Annotated in this window: 14 protein-coding genes; 7 read left to right on the top strand and 7 right to left on the bottom strand. The window is 59.5% G+C overall.

Annotation, left to right across the window (positions count from 1 at the left end; all coding sequences use genetic code 11):
- Positions 1–598 precede the first annotated feature (598 nt).
- Positions 599–2,821: an NADP-dependent isocitrate dehydrogenase gene (locus tag CRD13_RS04270; protein WP_049190323.1), complete on the bottom strand. Its 2,223-nt coding sequence runs from the start codon at positions 2,819–2,821 to the stop codon at positions 599–601.
- Between the two features lie 265 nt (positions 2,822–3,086).
- A complete protein-coding gene (locus CRD13_RS04265) occupies positions 3,087–4,076 on the bottom strand; it encodes a molecular chaperone DnaJ (RefSeq protein ID WP_147722401.1) in 990 nt (329 codons plus the stop codon).
- 395 nt (positions 4,077–4,471) lie between these two features.
- Between CRD13_RS04265 and CRD13_RS04260 the strand changes: the two genes are divergently transcribed.
- Positions 4,472–5,782: an MFS transporter gene (locus CRD13_RS04260; protein ID WP_016422141.1), complete on the top strand. Its 1,311-nt coding sequence runs from the start codon at positions 4,472–4,474 to the stop codon at positions 5,780–5,782.
- Between the two features lie 43 nt (positions 5,783–5,825).
- Positions 5,826–6,782 (top strand): exodeoxyribonuclease III, encoded by a 957-nt coding sequence (locus CRD13_RS04255; RefSeq protein ID WP_049171950.1) that lies wholly within the window; start codon positions 5,826–5,828, stop codon positions 6,780–6,782.
- A gap of 28 nt (positions 6,783–6,810) precedes the next feature.
- Here CRD13_RS04255 and CRD13_RS04250 read toward each other — a convergent pair whose 3' ends face one another.
- The gene (locus CRD13_RS04250) at positions 6,811–9,498 is read right to left on the bottom strand and encodes a DUF6541 family protein (protein WP_187401327.1); all 2,688 of its coding nucleotides are present in this window, start codon (positions 9,496–9,498) and stop codon (positions 6,811–6,813) included.
- A 190-nt stretch (positions 9,499–9,688) separates the two neighbouring features.
- Between CRD13_RS04250 and CRD13_RS04245 the strand changes: the two genes are divergently transcribed.
- From CRD13_RS04245 to CRD13_RS04235, 3 genes are all read left to right on the top strand, one after another.
- Positions 9,689–10,120 carry a hypothetical protein gene (locus CRD13_RS04245; RefSeq protein WP_187401326.1) on the top strand — a complete coding sequence of 144 codons (432 nt, stop codon included), beginning with the start codon at positions 9,689–9,691 and terminating at the stop codon, positions 10,118–10,120.
- Positions 10,121–10,216: 96 nt separating this feature from the next.
- On the top strand, positions 10,217–11,272 hold the full coding sequence (gene trpS, locus CRD13_RS04240) for a tryptophan--tRNA ligase (protein ID WP_049171954.1): 1,056 nt from the start codon (positions 10,217–10,219) through the stop codon (positions 11,270–11,272).
- A gap of 62 nt (positions 11,273–11,334) precedes the next feature.
- Entirely contained in the window at positions 11,335–12,360 is a 1,026-nt protein-coding gene (locus tag CRD13_RS04235; protein ID WP_070549728.1) for a YhjD/YihY/BrkB family envelope integrity protein, read from the top strand.
- On the opposite strand, the gene CRD13_RS04230 is transcribed toward CRD13_RS04235, so the two are convergent.
- Positions 12,361–13,611, bottom strand: a complete 1,251-nt coding sequence (locus tag CRD13_RS04230) for a D-alanyl-D-alanine carboxypeptidase family protein (protein ID WP_187271235.1) — start codon at positions 13,609–13,611, stop codon at positions 12,361–12,363.
- Positions 13,612–13,766: 155 nt separating this feature from the next.
- Between CRD13_RS04230 and CRD13_RS04225 the strand changes: the two genes are divergently transcribed.
- On the top strand, positions 13,767–14,996 hold the full coding sequence (locus tag CRD13_RS04225) for an adenosine deaminase (protein ID WP_154862957.1): 1,230 nt from the start codon (positions 13,767–13,769) through the stop codon (positions 14,994–14,996).
- Between the two features lie 29 nt (positions 14,997–15,025).
- On the opposite strand, the gene CRD13_RS04220 is transcribed toward CRD13_RS04225, so the two are convergent.
- The 3 genes from CRD13_RS04220 to CRD13_RS04210 all read right to left on the bottom strand — a co-directional run bounded on the left by CRD13_RS04220 (position 15,026) and on the right by CRD13_RS04210 (position 17,763).
- On the bottom strand, positions 15,026–16,267 hold the full coding sequence (locus CRD13_RS04220) for a hypothetical protein (RefSeq protein ID WP_187401325.1): 1,242 nt from the start codon (positions 16,265–16,267) through the stop codon (positions 15,026–15,028).
- Positions 16,268–16,399: 132 nt separating this feature from the next.
- Positions 16,400–17,443 carry a C40 family peptidase gene (locus tag CRD13_RS04215; protein WP_150963722.1) on the bottom strand — a complete coding sequence of 348 codons (1,044 nt, stop codon included), beginning with the start codon at positions 17,441–17,443 and terminating at the stop codon, positions 16,400–16,402.
- Positions 17,443–17,763 (bottom strand): hypothetical protein, encoded by a 321-nt coding sequence (locus CRD13_RS04210; RefSeq protein WP_150963714.1) that lies wholly within the window; start codon positions 17,761–17,763, stop codon positions 17,443–17,445. The genes CRD13_RS04215 and CRD13_RS04210 overlap by 1 nt, the downstream gene beginning before the upstream one ends.
- Before the next feature lie 348 nt (positions 17,764–18,111).
- Between CRD13_RS04210 and upp the strand changes: the two genes are divergently transcribed.
- Positions 18,112–18,747, top strand: a complete 636-nt coding sequence (gene upp, locus CRD13_RS04205; protein WP_016422152.1) for a uracil phosphoribosyltransferase — start codon at positions 18,112–18,114, stop codon at positions 18,745–18,747.
- Positions 18,748–18,756: the final 9 nt, after the last annotated feature.

Raw genomic sequence — 18,756 nt, 5'->3', positions numbered from 1 at the left:
CTGTCTATTGCAAAGTTTTGGAAAAACCCAAGGTAAGAGGGTGTGTGTATCTGTGTCGAGAGTGCTATAGCCCGCTTAGTACGGATTGGTTTGATTGGCTCTGGGGCGTGGCCAGTTGTGGGGGGTGGGGTGTGTAGGGAGCTGTGGCTAGGTGTGTGTGGAGGCTGCTGTGTATGGGGGGGCGTGGGTGGTGCGTGGCGAGTGGTGTTCGACGGGTGGCGGTTTGCCGAAGGAGTTAGTGACTACCTTTATGACAGTTTGAAGGCAATTTTTTGGACAAAAGTGTCATAAAGGTAGTCAGTAACTCATGGGGTGAGGCACTGCGGTGCCGGGGCATCGGGCGCTGCGGTGCCGAGTGTCGAGGTGAGCCAAACAGGGGACTGAGTATGGGCGAAGGGTACCGTAAAGCGCCGAAAAGCACTGGGTACTGTCAAGACCGTTACGGAAGTCAGGGCATAGAAAAAGCCCCTCGCGCCATGTGCATCAAATGCAACATGAGCGAGGGGCTATCGCCCGAAACCGGCGGTCAGCCTAGGTCGGCCTAGACCAGCCTGGGCCAACCAGGTCAGCCAGACCAGCCAGGAGCAAGCAGCTAGTCCTACTTCTTCAGACCGTCGATGATCTCGTTGAACTCAGCGGACGGACGCATAACTGCGGAGGTCTTCTCATCGTCCGGCAGGAAGTAGCCACCCAGATCAGCTGGGGAACCCTGAGCATCAATCAGGGTCTTGGCGATGGACTCTTCCTTCTCCGTGAGAGCCTTAGCGACCGGTGCGAAAACTTCCTTCAGCTCGGAGTTCTCGTCCTGCTTGGCCAGCTCCTGTGCCCAGTAGAGAGCCAGGTAGAAGTGGGAGCCGCGGTTGTCGATTTCGCCAGCCTTGCGGGACGGCGACTTGCCCTCGTCGAGCAGGGTAGCGGTTGCCTTGTCCAGGGCCTCAGCCAGGACGCGTGGACGTGGGTCGTCGTCATGCTCAGCGGCGTAGCGCAGGGACTCGGCCAGTGCCAGGAACTCACCCAGGGAGTCCCAGCGCAGGTGGTTTTCTTCCTGAACCTGCTGGACGTGCTTCGGTGCGGAACCGCCTGCGCCGGTCTCGAACAGGCCGCCCCCGGCCATCAGCGGCACGACCGACAGCATCTTGGCGGAGGTGCCCAGCTCCATGATCGGGAACAGGTCGGTGAGGTAGTCACGCAGAACGTTACCGGTTACGGAAATGGTGTTCTCGCCGCGGCGGATGCGCTCGAGGGAGAACTTGGTAGCGGACACCGGATCCATGATGCGGATATCCAGCCCCTCGGTGTCGTGGTCTGCCAGGTACTCGTTGACCTTGCTGATCAGGTTGTTGTCGTGCGCACGCTGCGGGTCCAGCCAGAACACTGCAGGGTCGCCAGTGATACGAGCGCGGTTGACGGCCAGCTTCACCCAGTCGCGGATTGGGGCGTCCTTGGTCTGGCAGGAGCGCCAGATGTCACCCTCGGCGACGTGGTGCTCAATCAGAACCTCGCCAGCGGAGTTGATGACCTGCAGGACACCGTCAACCGGGATCTGGAAAGTCTTGTCGTGGGAGCCGTACTCCTCAGCCTTCTGGGCCATCAGGCCGACATTCGGGACAGAACCCATGGTTGCCGGGTCGAAAGCGCCGTTGGCGCGGCAGTCCTCGATAACAGCCTGGTAGACGCCGGCGTAGGAGGAGTCCGGGATAACAGCGAGAGTGTCGCGCTCCTCGCCGTCCGGACCCCAGCCCTTGCCGCCGTTGCGGATCAGGGCCGGCATGGAAGCGTCAACGATGACGTCAGACGGAACGTGGAGGTTGGTGATGCCCTTATCGGAGTTGACCATGTAAAGGGCCGGACCTTCCTTCAGGTCCTTCTCGATAGCGGACTTGACGGCCGCCGCAGTAGCGTCGTCAAGCTTGTGTAGACCATCGAGCATGGCGCCCAGGCCGTTGTCCGGAGTCAGGTTGGCGGCAGCCAGCTTGGACTCGAACTTCGGGAAAACAGATGGCAGGAAGGCCTTGACAACCTCGCCGAAGATTAGCGGGTCGGAGACCTTCATCATGGTGGCCTTCAAGTGGACGGAGAACAGGATGTTCTCGCGCTGTGCGCGACGGATCTGAGCGCGCAGGAAGTTGTCCAGGATGTGGACGTTCATGCCCGTGCCGTCAATAATCTCGCCCTTGAGGACCGGCATGTCCTTCTTCAGGGTGATGATCTGGCCGTCGTTAGCCTCGAGCTGGTAGGTCAGCTTGTCGTCGGCCGGCATGACAACGGACTTCTCGTTGTGGCGGAAGTCGTTGGAGGCCATGGTGGCGACGTTGGTCTTGGAGTCTGCGGACCAAGCGCCCATGCGGTGCGGGTGCTTGCGGGCGTAGTTCTTCACCGGCTCCGGAGCGCGGCGGTCGGAGTTGCCCTCACGCAGTACCGGGTTAACGGCAGAGCCCTTGACCTTGTCGAACTTGGCGCGGTCGGCGGTCTCTTCCTCGCCTTCCGGCTGCGACTTGTACTTCGGAATGTCATAGCCCTTTTCCTGCAGCTCTGCGACAGCGCGCTTAATCTGCGGGACGGATGCAGAGATATTCGGCAGCTTGATGATGTTGGCGTCCGGCTCCTTGACCAGCTTGCCCAGGGCTGCCAGCGCATCCTCTACCTTCTGTTCGTCCGAAAGACGCTCCGGGAACTGAGCCAGAATGCGGCCTGCGAGGGAGATGTCGCGGGTTTCAACATTGACACCAGCCTGGCTTGCAAATGCCTCCACGATTGGCTTCAGCGAGTAGCTCGCCAGCAGAGGGGCTTCGTCAGTACGGGTCCAAATAATTGTCGCCATAATTCATGTCTCCTATCTGTTTTGTTCCACGATAACCCAGTTTTGAATCTTGGGTTGTGTCGGGGCATAGCGCAAAAACAGTGATAGTGATATGAATAACGCAATTATGTGAGGTAAGTCACGAAATGCGCAATTATTTGTCGCTTATTCGCCGCTTTTCATTCCATTTTTCGCTTTACGACGGCCCCCGCGCTCAAACCCTTCAAATACGAAAAACCGCGCTGGGGTGTCGTGCACGCCGGCGCGGTTGTTCAGGGCAGCCTAGTTAGTTCTGTGTATTGTTCGGAGGATTGTTCTGGCCGAACTGGTAGCCCTGAGTGTTCTGAGACTGGGGGTACTGCGGAGCATAGCCCTGCCCCGGCGCCGACTGGGTAGTCCTGACCAGTTTCTGGCCGCGGAACCATGCGCGCATGTCCTTGAGGAACATAAGAACGCAAGCCGCGATCAGCATGGCACCTGCGAGGAAGAGGACTACATCCACCCAGGAGCTCAAGAACAGGAGGGGGATGATGGTCATAGCCAACGCCAGTGGTGCCACGGTGACGCAGAAAAAGATTGGTGCCGTCGAGTCTTCACCGCGGAGGATGGAGTGAATCCAGTATGCGGTCAAGGTGACAAGCATCATTCCCAGCAGTAACAGGAGTGGAACAAGAACGAGGGCGGCTGCAGCGCCCATAATGTAGCCGATGTCATCCCAAGTGCCCCCCAATGATGACTCTAGGCTGCCGAGATCGTTGGCGCCCTGGATGCCGAGCGTGATTGCGTACAGAACTGCGATGATGCCAATCAGAGTTGAAAAACCGACCAAGCCGGTAGTGATTCGGGGGATGAGTGGCATGCGCTGCCACATGTTCTGCAGTGTGGCGTTTGCAGGCAGCGGTGGTACATCCGTGGTCACCGTGGTGGTTACTGTCGCAGGACTGGTTTGAGTGGGGGCGGACCACTGTGCTTGCTGGGTTTGCGTCTGGAACGAGGATTCCTGCGCAGTGGGTACCGGGCGATTTGCCAGCCCGCGCAGCGTCGCAATGGTGATGGTGGCGTTCTCATCGGCCAGCAAAGCGTCGTATTCGCGACGACGTCCCTCATCGCCAAGCACCTGCAGCGCAGTGAGCTTCTCCTGGAACTCGCCGGAGTACTCCGAGACGCCAGCATCTCGCAGTTCGGAGAGCTGATTAGAAAGATTTGCATGGAGTTCTTCGGTGCTGGCTGCGCTATCCAGCTTCAGAGACTCGTAGAGGTTATAGCGGTCGCCCATAGTGGATCAAGATCCTATCGGTATTGCAGTTCGAAATATCTTTTAAAACAATTTACCCGGTAGCTAGTACGGAAGCATCGAAGACCCGGAGCGCTCGATGGGTAGGAAGTCCGTGGCGCTCGGAGGGAATGGTAGTCCTCGGCAAACAATGCCGATTGCAAAATGGTTTAGAAGAACTTGAGTGAGCGACTTCCACTAATGGCCGTAGATGTTATTCCGCGCACAAATACCCGGGGAACAGGCGGATTAAATAGCGAAATTTTTGTGTTGCGGAGTAGAGTCTCATTTTTCCCTTGCGGCTCCCCTCACGGTTTTGGGAGCCCGTCTTGGGTCGAAAGTCGAGGGGAACTGAGAGTCCACCAACTGGCGTAAGAAGAGAAAAGGAGACGGTCGCAATGACGTCGTCAAGCGAAGTAACAACCCACAACGACGACCACAAACCGCGTGCGCGTCGTGCGGGAGCGTTTAGCTCGCATCGCCGTCCTGTTCCGGTGCAGGACGACATCTCTGATCTACGCCGAATCTTGGTGATTGTGGCTCTGTCGGTCGGTGCATTCGGCATCGGCGTTACCGAGTTTGTGGCCATGGGCCTGCTGCCTTACATCGCTGATGCCTTCGGACGTGATGAGGATGCCGCAGGGCGCATGATTTCGATGTACGCACTCGGTGTTGTCGTGGGCGCACCCCTAATTACCGTGCTGACCGGCTCGATTCCGCGCAGGCGCATGCTCCTGCTGCTGATGGCGGCATTTACCATCGGCAATGGTGCCACGGTTTGGGCAGGCACACTGGGCTCTTTCGAAGCGGTCATGGTCTCGCGCTTCATCGCCGGTCTGCCGCACGGCGCGTATTTCTCGGTGGCGGCGCTGGTGGCTGCCTCCCTGGCTAAGCCGGGACAGCGCGGCAAGATGGTGGCTCTGTCGGGCGTGGGGTTGTCGGTGGCGACTGTGATTGGTGTGCCGGCCGCGCAGGTGCTGGGACAGATTTACGGTTGGCGCAGCGCCTTCGCGTTTGTCGCGGTCATCGGGCTGATTGCATTTGTTTCGCTGTGGTTCGCCGTGCCGCATATGAACCGCATGCCGAAGACACGTCCGATGGATGAGCTCTCGGCTCTGGTGACACCGCAGGTGCTGCTGACCGTCGCAATCGGCACCGTTGGTTTCGGCGGCATGTTCGCGGTTTACACCTACATCACCTGGACTATGACTCGCGAAGCGGGCATGAGCGAAAACCACATCTGGATTGTGCTGATGGCCTACGGCATCGGCATGGTTGTCGGTACTTACATCGGTGGCTGGCTCTCCGACCGCATCGGGGAGTGGGGCATCATGGTTGCGCTGGTGCTGATGGTAATCATGCTCAGCGTCTTCTACTTCACCTCACAGAATGCTGTGCTGGGCACGATCAACTTCCTCCTTATCGGTCTGCTGGGATCGGTATTGGTGCCAAATCTGCAGACCCGTCTGATGGATGTCGCCGGTCGCGCACAGACGCTGGCGGCAGCTCTCAACCAGGCCGCATTGAACATGGCCAACGCCTTTGGAGCGGCGCTCGGTGGTTGGGTCATTGCGTCCGGTTATGGCTACCGCGCACCGGCTTTGGGCGGCGCGACGTTGGCGATGTTGGCTATCTTCATCGCTCTGCCGACCATTGTTCTTTACCGCCGCTCACAGGCGAAGAAGGCTGAGCGCATCGAACTGCGCTAGGGGTCTTCAAGGCGTAGTGCACGCATAGGTAACGTATGAGGGCATGAGCCTTACAATCGCGACAATCAATGTCAACGGCATCCGCGCCGCCGTCAAGGAGCGCAGCGAAACCAACCTGGGATTGCTGGAGTGGTTGAAGCACACCAGTTCCGATGTCGTTTTGTTGCAGGAAGTCCGCGCCACCGACGACCAGGCACGCAAGGCCCTCGCGCCCGCTTTTGATGCCGGATGGCATTGGGTCGGCGCTGAAAACCTGGGTGCAAAGGGGCGCGCCGGCGTGGGCATTCTCTCGCGCTTTCCGCTTAACGACGTCCAGGTGGGCATCGGCTCCGAGGAGTTCGAAGAATCCGGTCGGTTTATCAGTGGTATTGCCCCGGCAGCGGACACCGGCCTGGATGTGGATGTCCAGATTGCCAGCCTCTACCTGCCCTCTGGTGCTGCCCTGAGCGAGAAGCAGGATGAGAAGTACCGCTTCCTCGATGCCTTCTCCGACTACCTGGCGGAACTGGGTGCCAAGGGGCGCGACGGTCACCACGCAGTCATCGGCGGCGACTGGAACATCTGCCACCGCGAACAGGATTTGAAGAACTGGAAGACCAACCGCCGCAAGAGCGGTTTCCTACCGCAGGAGCGTGCCTGGATGGACTCGGTCTTCGGCTGCTGGCCCGATGAGGTTCCCCAGGATTCGCAGGTTCAGGCCAGCGAAAAGGAGCTGGAATCCGGTGCCTTCTCCGATGGTTCTGTGTGGGAGGCCCCGAAGCTCAATGCAGATCCGGTGTGGTTTGATGTCACTCGCCGTCTGCACCCAGAGGCCGACGGCCCCTGGTCCTGGTGGACCTACCGCGGTAAGGCGTTCGATACCGATGCCGGCTGGCGCATCGACTACCAGGCGGTAACCGAACCAATGCTCAAGCGTGCCGTCAGCTCGGTAGTGGATAAGCCTGCCGCCTACGACCTTCGCTGGACGGACCACGCGCCGGTGATCGTGGAGTACGCCTAAACCCGGCATACGCCTAAACCCGAGCGGACTAGTGTGCTCCGAGGTCAGCGAACTCTGGGATCAACTCCGGCTCGGGAGCGGTTACGAGATGCCGGTTCTGCCGCAACATGGAGGCGATGCCGTCAACGATGGCGTCGGCCCATTTGTCCTGCATAGCGGGGTCGGCCAAATCGCGGGTGAGTTTTTCAGCGCCCACCGCTCCCAGCGATAGCGCAATTGTCGGCGCATGCGGCCGCGAACTCTGGTTCACCGCCACTGCCGGCGCCAGGCCGGTGCGAAACTCGGTTGGCACCCCGTTTGTGCTGTAACTGCTGTGCGGATTGAAACCTCGGTAAACCATTCCGTCGCGCACACCCGCCGCCAACTGCCAATCGGCAGGAGCATCGTCCTCAGGTTCGAGAGACTTCACCACAGCGGATACCGAAAAGCCACGATCGCCGATGTTATCCCCAGAAAGAGTCTGGCCCTCTGATGAGCGACCGACGATTACGGTGGCTGCGCTCGCCGTGTCGTCGGCAAGCGAATGCGCGCCAACGATTGCGCCGCGCTGACGGAGCTTGTCGCTGGCGCGTTGCACGATGCTGTCGATGTGAGCGGAAGTATCCCCACTCAAACGCAGCGCGCGAGGCAGGTCGGCGTTGATAGCCTCGATGGCCTCGCGGCGAGAGTCGACGGTGATGTGCGCGCCGGCGAGCGGATCGACAGCCTCGTCGGGGGAGGGGACGATTGGCTGGCGCGGAGGCATCCACAGCGGATTGGGGCGCGCCGGGCGGTGTGGGGAACTGTTGACAACAGCGTGCAACTCTTCCGGTGAAAACATCTTGTTGACCGCGAAAATCATCACCGAGCTGTTGTGATACACAGGCGTGAGCCCCGGCGCGTGCCATGCCCAGGAACGCATCGACAGCGCCTCCGTGCCATCCGTATTCACACCCGGCGGGGAACTAATGATGTAGTGCACACCCAGTTTCTTCGCCATGGCATCGAATTCCGGATGTGAGCCCAGCAGGTCAACGTTTATCGGCAGCTTGTTGCTCGCCTCGGCAGTTTTGTCAGAGAAGGAGAAATGGCGGAACAGGGTCGGCAGTCCGGCGATGGCATACATCCACGCAGAACCGTCACGACGGTCATTGAGAATATGCCCCTCAAACGCATGCGGCTGTGCGGACAGCCAATCAATAGCTTCCATGTCCGCTGCGGTCACAAACGTGCTTCCGAAACTCTGGCGAATTGCCTCGCGCTGAGCAGGCCCACTCGCCCAGGTCGCAGGCACAATCGCCAGTGCCGCTACGAGCCCCATCGCCAGCGCAGGATTCCACGACTTGGTCGGCTGATCTCGCTTTGCGACGATCCACTGCGCCACAGCCACAATCGTGACAACGGCAGCCGCGACTGCGTAGCCGACCAGCACTGCGCGCAGAATTCCCATAACCGCCTGCATGCGGTACGGCATGTCGTAGAAGAAAGTGCCAATAAACTTCAGATAGGTGCCGAACGGCTCAGACCAACGGGACTGCGCACTATCGGACACCACAAAGAGCAGCCCGAAAACCAGTGCCGGCCACGGAGCCCATGGGCTGTCTGGCAGGCGAGAGACAAGCGCCACCACCAGGCCGATGAGCACAAGAACCAGAACAGTCCGGGAAAAGATGGGCTCGTCAGCATAGCGGGAAAACCCAATCAGAGTTCGCCACAGTGATTCGGAGCGGGAAATCTCAATTTGGCCGGTAAAGCCCGCAACGGATTCGCCTTGCCCCCTCGCGGACAAAGCTGCCGGGAGAGTCATCACCAGGGCGAGCGCGCCGATAATTAGCGTGCGAACTAGGCCACTGACGCTCGGTTGGGTAATCAACCACAAGCCAACAAAGAGCACGGCAGCAATTGCGCCGGCCGGGTGGGTGATAAACGTGCCGACCAGGGCAAGCGCAGCGGGGACAATATAGCCCCGCATGGTCAAAGCCGCAGCAATCGGCAAAGCGGCCACCGCGAGCAGATACGGCATGGAGGAGGTGCGCCAAAGGGCCACCCAAATCTCCGGAAGCATCAGCGTCGCGACGGCAGCTGCGGGACCGGCATAGGCCGCCCACTTAGGACCAACTGCGGTGCGGGCTAGCACCGCAGTTGCTGCGGGAACAAGCAGCGCCGGGGCCAAGAACGCAAACACGTTGGAATCGAGGAAGACCGAGCCGGGCAGCAGCCCCGCCATGGCATGCCAGCCGGTGGGGTAGAACATTTCGGCCCCGGTCTCCTGATTCATCAGGTCACCGGCCGCGGTGGGCGAGGCTATTGCATGCTCGTCAATGAACCGGAGGAAGTTGGTATGCCAGAGCATGTCCCAGGCTTCGCGGATAGCGCCGGGGCCGCCAGGGACGTCGTTAAGCACGAGCATGGCGCGCATCGAGCCGACTACCGTAACTCCGACGACAATCATCGCGGTGACAACGCCGGAATCGAAGCCGTCTTCGGGCGTTGCTCGGGGGACGAATCTGCGCACCAGATAGCCAATAGCACAGAACCATGCCCACATGCCGGCCACGAAGAGCCAGGTGTAATCCAGCCCGAGCACGTGAGACAACCATGCGGAAAAACCGGTCACACCCAGCATTAATGGGCCGGCAGATGCCAACGCGAGCGTGGGACGTAGCCCACTGGCCCAACCGAGAACTGCGCCTGGGACCAGCAGGATGAAGACGGCAACCGCAATGGCAGCGAGCATGGGACTCCTGACGGATAAGAGAATTGAATTAGTCCAATAATACCTGTGGGTTAGTTCGGCACTTGGGACGCGAGCGCCTAAGATTTGAAGAAGGACTGATGGGACTTCAGCCGCTGTAAAACCCAAGCGCGAATCTGCGCGGGACTTGAAGCGAGCTCGGTGCGGACCAGGAAAGGAGAGGACATCCCCAGTGAAAAACGGCGAGAGCGATAACAAGCGGCACCAGATGGCCGATTTGGAAGCCATCGCACGGAGTCTGCAGAACGACCCTGGCACTGCTGTCAATGTCCCAGTGGTCGTGACTTCCGGTGTCATTGTTGCGTTTATCGTGCTGTCTTTTGCCTACGCGTGGCCACTGTGGATTTCCATCGGACTCATTGTTCTGCTGGGAGCCGTGATGGTCGTGTCCTACACCCGTAGGCCACCCGTAGCCCCGCTCGAGTTGACCCAGGGGGAGCGTGAGCGTGTTCACCGTGTTCTCTCTGAACACGGCATTCGCCCAGCGATCACGTTGGTGCGCGCACTGTACCCCGAGGAATCGCCAGCTGCTGCGGCGCGCACCGTCAAATTGCTATCCGATCGAATGCTTGTGGAGCAGGGGGACGAGGGGCGTCGGGGCTAGCTTTTGGCAGTCGGTTTCCTGCAAAAGCCCGTGGTGTTGTCGAAACGGGTACGTCGTCGACTCTCAACTGCGGGCCTCGCGCTAGACTTATTGGCTATGAGTGAAAGCAAGGGTCCTGAGGCAACTAATCCTGCACCGAGTGCTCGTAAGCAGCGCGTTCTGTCCGGCATTCAGCCGACCGCAGATTCCTACCACCTGGGCAACTACCTGGGTGCATTGAAGAACTGGATTAATCTGCAGGATGACTTCGACGCTTACTACTTCATTCCAGACCTGCACGCCATCACTGTTGAGCAGAATCCGAAGGAGCTGCGTCAGCGCACTATCGCAGGTGCCGCACAGCTGATTGCACTCGGTATTGATCCGGAGAAGTCGGTGCTCTTCGTGCAGTCGCATGTGCCCGAGCACGCGGAGCTCGGATGGGTGTTGACCTGCTTGACTGGCTTTGGTGAAGCCAGCCGTATGACGCAGTTCAAGGACAAGTCCTCTCGTCAGGGCGCGGAACATACCTCCGCTGGTTTGTTCGCGTACCCCATGTTGATGGCTGCCGACATCTTGCTCTACCGCCCACAGCTGGTGCCGGTGGGGGAGGATCAGCGCCAGCACCTCGAACTGACGCGTAACCTGGCGCAGCGCTTCAACTCCCGCTACAAGAAGACCTTCGTGGTGCCGGATCCACACATCATGGAAGGCTCCGCGAAAATTTACGACTTGCAGGATCCGACCTCGAAGATGAGCAAGTCGGGTGCAAATCCGAAGGGCATTATTAACCTCTTGGACGACCCGAAGGTCTCCGCCAAGCGCATTCGCTCGGCCGTTACCGACAATGACGGAGAGATCCGCTTCGACCGTGAGAACAAGCCGGGCGTTTCCAACCTGCTGGTCATTCAGTCGGCGTTGACCGACAAGCCTGTCGACGAGCTCGTTGCCGGCTACGAAGGCGCTGGCTACGGCCAGCTGAAGGCTGATACCGCAGATGCGCTGGAGGCATTCACCACGCCACTGCGTGCACGCTATGAGGAGCTCATGGCCGATCGTGGTGAGTTGGAACGGATCCTGGCCGAAGGCGCTGACCGTGCCCGTGAAGTTGCCGCCAAGACACTTGCAGATGTGTACGAGCGAGTCGGGTTCCTGAAGGCCGCCAACCGTTAATTCAGCTGTAGACTCTGCGCTTCAGTCTCCGTACCGAAAGCTGGCACGTTAAGGTAGGGGACATGGCAACCTCTACTCAAAAAGATCCGAAGAGAACGGACCGCTATGGCATCGAGCGTGTACACGCCGATGAACCGAGCGCAATCGACCGCCTCCGCGAAAAGTGGGCGTGGTTCGATCACGTTATGCGGATGCAGGAGCGCTACTCCGAGCAGGGCGGTAACTTTTTTGCCGCCGCTGTCACGTACTTCTCCGTGCTGTCGATTTTCCCCCTAATCATGACGGCATTTGCCATCCTCGCGCTTGTGTTGCGTGGCAATGAGCAGCTGCTTGAGCAAATCCAGTCCGCTATCACCGACTCCATCGATGGGTCGATGGGCGACACCATCAACGCAATTATCGAAGGCGCGATCGATCAGGCAGGTGGCGTCTTCACCGTCGGTTTCATTGCCACCCTGTGGTCGGGGCTTGGTTGGATGGGCAACCTCTCCAACGCAGTGACACAGCTGTGGAAGCGCCCGCTAGGCGCTAGCAACTTCGTGATCGGAAAGGTTCGCGACCTGCTGCGTCTGCTGGGCATGCTGGTTATGATCCTGCTGACCTTCGCTGTCACTGCAGCCGGCTCTTCCGGACTGACCCAGTCCCTGCTGGACAAGATTGGTCTGGCCCATGTCCCGGGAATCACAATTATTGCGGGATTGATTGCCATCGCCATTGGTCTCGTCGCCAACTGGCTGCTGTTCTTCTGGATGCTCGCTTTTCTGCCACGCGGGGGCGCCCCGTTCCGCTCTGCGGCAAAGGGTGCGATTATCGGTGCGATTGGCCTTGAGGTTGTCAAGCAGCTCGGTAGCGTCTTCTTCTCCAACGCCCTGTCGAACCCGGCCGGTGCAGTTTTCGGTCCGGTCATCGGTTTGATGGTCGTTTTCTACCTCATCTGGCGCATCACTATGTACGCCACCGCCTGGACCGCGACGACCGAAGAAGCGCTTGCCGACGAGGAGCTGGATGCACCTGCTCCTGCTGTCATTAACGTCCGTGCGGAAGCGGCCAACCCGTCCGGATTGAACCGCCTGCTCGGTTCGAAATAATTAGCCGCGATCGCGTCTGCCGAAGCGGTAGGTGACCATCGCAATCAATGCGATGACACCTACGATGGCAGCGCTGACAGTAATTTTTAGCCCGGTTCCTGTTGACTCGCTGTCCAGGATATCGGGCAATTTTTCTACCAACTTATCCTCAGTCGCTTCCGCTTCGAGGACACCGACAGAGCTGTCCTGCGGTGCCGCGAAGCCGGCGTCGAGAAGCGATGCCGCCTGCTCCCAGGGGCGCGGTGAATCCTCAATAGTGACGTCGAGAACGATGACGCCGAGACGACGGCCATCGCGCTCAGCCACCCCAGCGAAGGTGTGACGGGCATCGTCGGTAAAACCGGTTTTGCCTCCAAGCGCGCCGGGGTAGTCTTGGGCAATCAGCTGATTGTCGTTGGCAATTTCGAAGTCATCGACCTCGAGAGCCTTGTCTCCGGGGATGGTGGCCAGGCGGGTGGCCGAGAGCTTGCGATAGGTCTCATTGTTGAATGCGTACTGGAAGAACAGTGACATGTCGTATGCCGACGTCATCTGTCCGGGAGCATCGAGACCAGTCGGGTTGACCACTCGCGTATCCGTCGCCCCCAACTTCTTTGCCAGGGCATTGACCTTCTCTGTGGTCTTATCCATGCCACCAAGTTCGCGGGCCAAGGCGTGGCCGGTGTCGTTGCCGGAGTTAAGCAGCAGACCAGTCAGGAGCGTTTCTACCGAGTAGTTCACGTCCTCGACGATGCCGACACGAGAGCCCTCCATGTTCGCGTCCTCGAAGGTCGCCTTGATTGGGGTGTCGAGCTTCAAATCCTCGATTGCCTCCATCGCCAGCAGCACCTTAATAATCGATGCCGGACGGTAGCGGCCGTGCGGGTCCTTCGCCGCAAGGACATCGCCGGATTTCAAATCGAACACCGTCCATGCAGAGGCGGAGAGGTCCTTCGGAACGTCAAACCCCTCACCGCTGACAATGCCGCAGGCGGACATCTTGCTACCTCCAGCCGGCTTTTGAGGAACTGGAAGTGGAGCGGGAGATGTTTCGCCGGGAGCCGGAACCTCAGAGGAATCCACTGGTGCTGGTGGAAGGGTCTTGTAGGGGCAGCCCTCCGTGTCACGGATATCAGGTGCGGGACCGACAATCGGGGCGTCGTCGGTAAGCGAGGTGCTCTGCGCCATGGCTGCGGGGGCGGTGCTCGGCAGAAGCAGAGCGCTGGTGGCTAGCAGCGTAACGGCAGACGAGAAGCGGCGAGAGGGAAACATGATGAAATAAGGGTAGTAAAACGTCACTCGGAATGACGTATTTCTCGTGTGTGGATGGGGGAAACGGGGGAGAGAAAGCCTTTGTGCAAAGCAGAAATACGATTCCGCGGCAGTGAAGTAGAAGCGGAGGGCGCAGTACCGATAGTCTGGCCATTATGACTAATTCTTTGCACAGTGATGCTCAGTCTCTGGACACACAGTCTTCGGCATCGAATCTCGATGAGATGCGCAAGGTTGTCGCCAGCCTGCCCAAGGTACTGCTTCACGATCACCTCGATGGCGGCCTGCGCCCGCAGACCGTTATCGACCTGGCCGCGGACTGCGGTTACACCGATCAGCTGCCCACCACCGACGCGGATGAACTGGAGAAGTGGTTCATTGACACCGGCAACTCTGGCTCGTTGCCGAGCTACCTGACTGCCTTCGCGCACACCTGCGCCGTCATGCAGACCGCTGAGTCGCTGACGCGCGTGGCGCGTGAGGCCGTTGAGGATTTGGCTGCCGACAACGTTGTCTACGCTGAACTGCGCCTCGCTCCGGAAAACCATCTGGAAAAGGGCCTGGATATGCAGGCTGTTATCGACGCTCTGGTCGAAGGCCTGGCGCAGGGTGAAGCCCATGCCGCCGCTGAGGGAAAGCACATCACCGCACGTCTGTTGGTCTGTGCGATGCGCCAGAATAACAATTCCAAGGAAGTCGCACAGCTGGTCATCGACAACTACGGGAAGAACTCCGACGGGTACGTTGTCGGTTTTGACATCGCTGGACCGGAAAACGGCTTCCCGCCGGCTAACCACGCCGAAGCATTCACTATGCTGCGGGAGAACCTCATTCCGGTCACCATTCACGCAGGTGAAGACGCCGGTGTGGATTCGTTGCAGGACGCTGTCGTGCAAGGTGCTCGCCGCCTGGGTCACGGTGTGCGCATCTACGAGGACTTCGGTGCTTCCCTCGAGGGCATCGAATGTCAGGAGGTTGCCTCCGCTATTCGTGACCGCCAGATTCCGCTGGAAATCTGCCCGACCTCCAACGTTCAGACGGGTGTCTGTGACAGCGTTGCGGATCACCCGTTCTCGCTTCTCGACGATATGAGTTTCGCCTGCACCGTCAACACGGATAACCGCCTGATTGGTGCGACTTCCATGACCAGGGAATGCATGGAGCTGGTGGAGAACTTCGGCTACGGCTACAGCGAGCTGTTCGAACTGACCTCGAATGCGCTAAACAATGCATTCGTGGATCTGCCGACCCGCGAACACATCATGGACACCATTATTTACCCCGCTTACCTGCAGCTTATCGACAACAGCGACGAGGACATCGAAACTGATGTCAACGGTGCGGGTTTCGGTGCCGAAGATGAGCTGAACCTGACGCTGGACTAGCCAGCGCCGGCCAGCTTTGCTGGGAGGAGCTAGATCTTGGTTGTGAACCGAGCGGCCAAGTCCTTCTCCAGCTGCCTCCAGCCCTCGGCCTCATCGTCGTAAGGCGGAACTGGCTCGGACAGCTCTCCGGTGTCCAGCAGGAAGTTCAGCAGCCACTGCAGCTGCTGATTGCCCGCCAGTACCTCGTTCACGGCATCATCACCAGCCCAGTCAGCGGCGTCTGCGAGTAGCTCGTACGCGCGGGCGAGCTGGGCGGTGTCCACGGCGTTCGGGCCCTTTTCAATATCCTCGGCCAGACCGGTAAACGAGTACTCATTGTCCTCGTGCACCACGGCCTCTAGCTCACCTGCGTTGGCTGCAGTGATGATTTCATCCCACGTCATCAGCGCCGACATGTCGTGATGCTTGTTCTCCAGCAGCCAACGCACCATCGTGCGGGGCTGTGAGAACGTGTGAATCTCACCGGCGCTGCCCAGGAATAGCGGGCGACGCCCCATGTAACAACGCAAGGTGTAGAGCGTGCGGCCAGCGATGGAGATCTTGATCGGGTCGATGCCAGCGTTGGCCCACACCGTCTGGTCGTACGGATCGCCGGCGGTCTCCTCTGCGGACTTCTTTTCCTCTTCGCGCTTCTTCTCCGCTGCTTCACGACGCTCACGCTCCGCGGCCTCCGCTTCCTTTAATGCGGCTGCAGCAGCGGTTTCAGACTCTTCATCGATGCTCGGAGTATTTGCGCCGATGGCGTCGATAGCGTCAATGCAATTGTCCCAGTTGGTCAAGATGACATTGCCGATAGCCGACCACTGAGCGGCGCCACTGCCCTGGAAGTGATCAGCACCATTTTGTGTGGCAGCCAGGACAGAGTGAGAGGCGAACATCTGGTTGATCGGAGTGAGATCCGCGATTGCACCAATCGAGCGAGTGATGGCAAGAATGCGATCTGCGCGCGAAACATGGTCGTAGTCGGCCCGGCCGGCCAGAATCTCTGGCAGCCCAATCAGGTCATAGCGGTGGCGTGGCGCCGCGATGGCCGCTCCCGGTAGCTGCTGGTTGAAGTTTCGCCAGCTGGGGTGCTGCGTGAAGTCGTGAGGGGCATCCGACTGTAGGAAAGCCAGGAGCTTTGCCGCCGATGAGAACAAATAGATGTCATCACCGCGGCCGAGCAGAGCCTGCCACTCGGAGCCACCCTCACGCCAGCTTGGAGCCCACAACGTGTAAAAGGTGCCCGAGGTCAGCTCGAGTTCGATAGGAACGATGCCTTTCCTGGCCATAGTTTTCGTCGCAGCCCTTCTGCTTGTCGGTGATTATTAAAACTCAAAAATTGTCATACCTGCAGCGCCCCCACGGGTGGCAAGTTTGCGTATTCCTATCTTAGAAGTTTTACGACGCAGATACCCACCGCACTATCCGGTCGGACGGTAGAACCCCTTAAACGGCATGCCGATGTTGGTCGTACGCACGGGGTTTACCTGCACCGGATCGCCCGCTTCGACCATCTTTCCGTCACCGATAACCATGGCGACATGGCCGTCCCACACTGCAAGATCGCCAGGTAGCAGTTCATCCTGTCTCACCTGTCTGCCGACGGCCTGTGCTTCTGCCGTGCGGGGAATATCAACACCAGCTTGCCCGTAGGCCCAGTGCGTTAAACCTGAACAATCGAGCGCCTGCCCCGGAGTATTTCCGCCCCAACCATAGGGCGTTCCGACGGCACTGAGTGCAGCCTTCACCGCAGCTTGGGCCTCTGGTGTGGGCGCGCCAGCCCCCGCATCCGCAGGCACCGGTGCGCTGCCCGAATCGGACGACGCCTCCGAACCATCTGCAGCGTCGGTAGCGCTAGCCGATCCTGGGGTGTTCGTAGACGTAGAAGCGAGGGCGGCTTGAGTGGTACCTGGGGCCTCCAACTGTGCCGAGTGAGGTGGGGTAGGGGTGTCCACCGCTGTACTTGCTTGCTGTATCAGCGACTGCACCAGAGGTCGTAGTTCTTGCTCTAGTTTCATGAGCCGCGCAATGGCCTGTGAGATCGCGGAACTGGCCGCTGAGGCTAGGCTGGCGCCGGTCGCGGCGAGACCAGCGGGCCCCGCAGCCGTCGCAGTCAACGAGCCCATGGCAGAACTGACAAAATCCATGGCGATCCGGGCCAAATCAGTGGCCGCTGACATTACTGCGGCCAGGCCCTTGGCAATGTCACTGTCAATGGTTCCGGCGCGAGTTTCCAAGTCGGCTGCCGCATTTGCAGCCCGTTTGAGACTTGTTCCCGCGGCCCCTGCTCCGGAACCAGCACCATCGCCCCAGTTGCGGTCAACGGAATCTGCCACTGAGCGCCAGGCAGTACTCGCGGCGGGGATTGCGGCCCCAGCAAGTCCTGCCAGTGCGGGTGCGATGGCAGGACTTAGCTGTTGTGCAATCGCGCTGGGGACCTCCGTAAGTAGATTGGTGGGAAGCATCACGCACCACCAATCCCGCGAGCTGCAACCGTTCCCATTTTCGGCGAGATGGACTGCAGCGCATATGCGCCGGCATCTTCAGCAGTGGACACCGCAGAGACAAGAGCGTTCAGTGCACGAGCAGCGCTGGTGCCGTACTCATTCAGCTCAGCCACATGCTCATGCTGGCGCTGTAGAGCAGTGGCTACAGCGTGACAGAAGGGGCCAGCAAACGGGACGTCGCCAAGCGAGAGCAGTGCGCTGATGCCCAAGTCAGTGCCGCTGACCTGCTGCGACAACGCGTCGAGGCGCGTGGCATCGGCAGAAATAAGCTCTGGCACCAGCGTAAAGACTGAGTCATTCCCGCTAGTGGCCGGAGAGAGAAACGATTGGCTGTGGGAACTGTGTGGTGATGGACGGGACAATGTTGACGGCCTCTCTAGGAAATTCGCGTGTGGTTCAACACTCAGTGCTGTGGCTGAACGGCTAGCGGGGTTCGGACGGCGGCTGAGCGGCAAGTGGTTTGGTAGTAAGCGGGCTTACGCAAATGGGGCGCAGTAAAAAGCCCTCGTATTGTTAGGCGCGAAAAAGGCCGATTCGGTTCCATATTTTTTTGGGGAACGCGTTTTCAGAAATTTGCTTTTGCCGGCACCAGAGCAGCAAAAGCAAAGCAATGTATTTTGGAAGGCATGGAGATTACCGTTGTCAACCATCCCTTGGCACAGTCACGTTTGACCATTCTGCGCGACGCGCGCACTGATAATGCGGGCTTCCGTGCGGCACTCGCCGATCTGGGCGCAATGCTGATTTACGAGGCAAGCCGGGAGCTGCCCGTCGATAACTTCGATGTTCAGACCCCAATCACCACCGCGCCGGGTTACCGTCTGCAGGATCCGCCGATCATTGTTCCCGTCATTCGTGCGGGGCTTGGCATGATCGATCCGTCGCTGTCGATGATTCCGGATGCGCAGGTGGGCTTTATTGGCTTGGCTCGTAATGAGGAAACCCATGAGCCGGTGCCGTACCTCGAGGCGCTGCCGGAGGATCTGTCCGGTCGCACTGTCTTCCTGGTCGACCCAATGCTGGCAACCGGCGGTTCACTGCTGCATGCCCTGAAGCTGTTGGTGGATCGCGGAGCGGACAACATCACGGCCGTGTGCATCATTTCTGCACAGCAGGGTGTCGACGCCTTGAAGGAGTCCGGTTTCCCGGTGCGTCTTGTCACCACTGTGGTGGACCCGGATCTCAACGAGGATGCCTACATCGTGCCGGGTCTGGGAGATGCGGGCGACCGCCTCTACGGTCCCCGCAACATTGATCTTTAAATTGATCTC

The organism is Corynebacterium sp. LK26, assembly GCF_014335085.1.
Lineage (GTDB): Bacteria > Actinomycetota > Actinomycetes > Mycobacteriales > Mycobacteriaceae > Corynebacterium > Corynebacterium jeikeium_D.
The sequence above is the reverse complement of the archived record's forward strand: the minus strand, read 5'-3'. Positions and strand labels throughout refer to the sequence as shown.

Excerpts from the sequence above, each read along its gene's own strand:
- CRD13_RS04230 (WP_187271235.1), bottom strand. The coding sequence starts at position 13,611 with ATGTTTCCCTCTCGCCGCTTCTCGTCTGCCGTTACGCTGCTAGCCACC.
- CRD13_RS04215 (WP_150963722.1), bottom strand. The coding sequence starts at position 17,443 with ATGCTTCCCACCAATCTACTTACGGAGGTCCCCAGCGCGATTGCACAA.
- CRD13_RS04235 (WP_070549728.1), top strand. The coding sequence starts at position 11,335 with ATGGCAACCTCTACTCAAAAAGATCCGAAGAGAACGGACCGCTATGGC.
- CRD13_RS04270 (WP_049190323.1), bottom strand. The coding sequence starts at position 2,821 with ATGGCGACAATTATTTGGACCCGTACTGACGAAGCCCCTCTGCTGGCG.
- CRD13_RS04260 (WP_016422141.1), top strand. The coding sequence starts at position 4,472 with ATGACGTCGTCAAGCGAAGTAACAACCCACAACGACGACCACAAACCG.
- CRD13_RS04220 (WP_187401325.1), bottom strand. The coding sequence starts at position 16,267 with ATGGCCAGGAAAGGCATCGTTCCTATCGAACTCGAGCTGACCTCGGGC.
- CRD13_RS04265 (WP_147722401.1), bottom strand. The coding sequence starts at position 4,076 with ATGGGCGACCGCTATAACCTCTACGAGTCTCTGAAGCTGGATAGCGCA.
- upp (WP_016422152.1), top strand. The coding sequence starts at position 18,112 with ATGGAGATTACCGTTGTCAACCATCCCTTGGCACAGTCACGTTTGACC.
- CRD13_RS04250 (WP_187401327.1), bottom strand. The coding sequence starts at position 9,498 with ATGCTCGCTGCCATTGCGGTTGCCGTCTTCATCCTGCTGGTCCCAGGC.
- CRD13_RS04225 (WP_154862957.1), top strand. The coding sequence starts at position 13,767 with ATGACTAATTCTTTGCACAGTGATGCTCAGTCTCTGGACACACAGTCT.
- trpS (WP_049171954.1), top strand. The coding sequence starts at position 10,217 with ATGAGTGAAAGCAAGGGTCCTGAGGCAACTAATCCTGCACCGAGTGCT.
- CRD13_RS04255 (WP_049171950.1), top strand. The coding sequence starts at position 5,826 with ATGAGCCTTACAATCGCGACAATCAATGTCAACGGCATCCGCGCCGCC.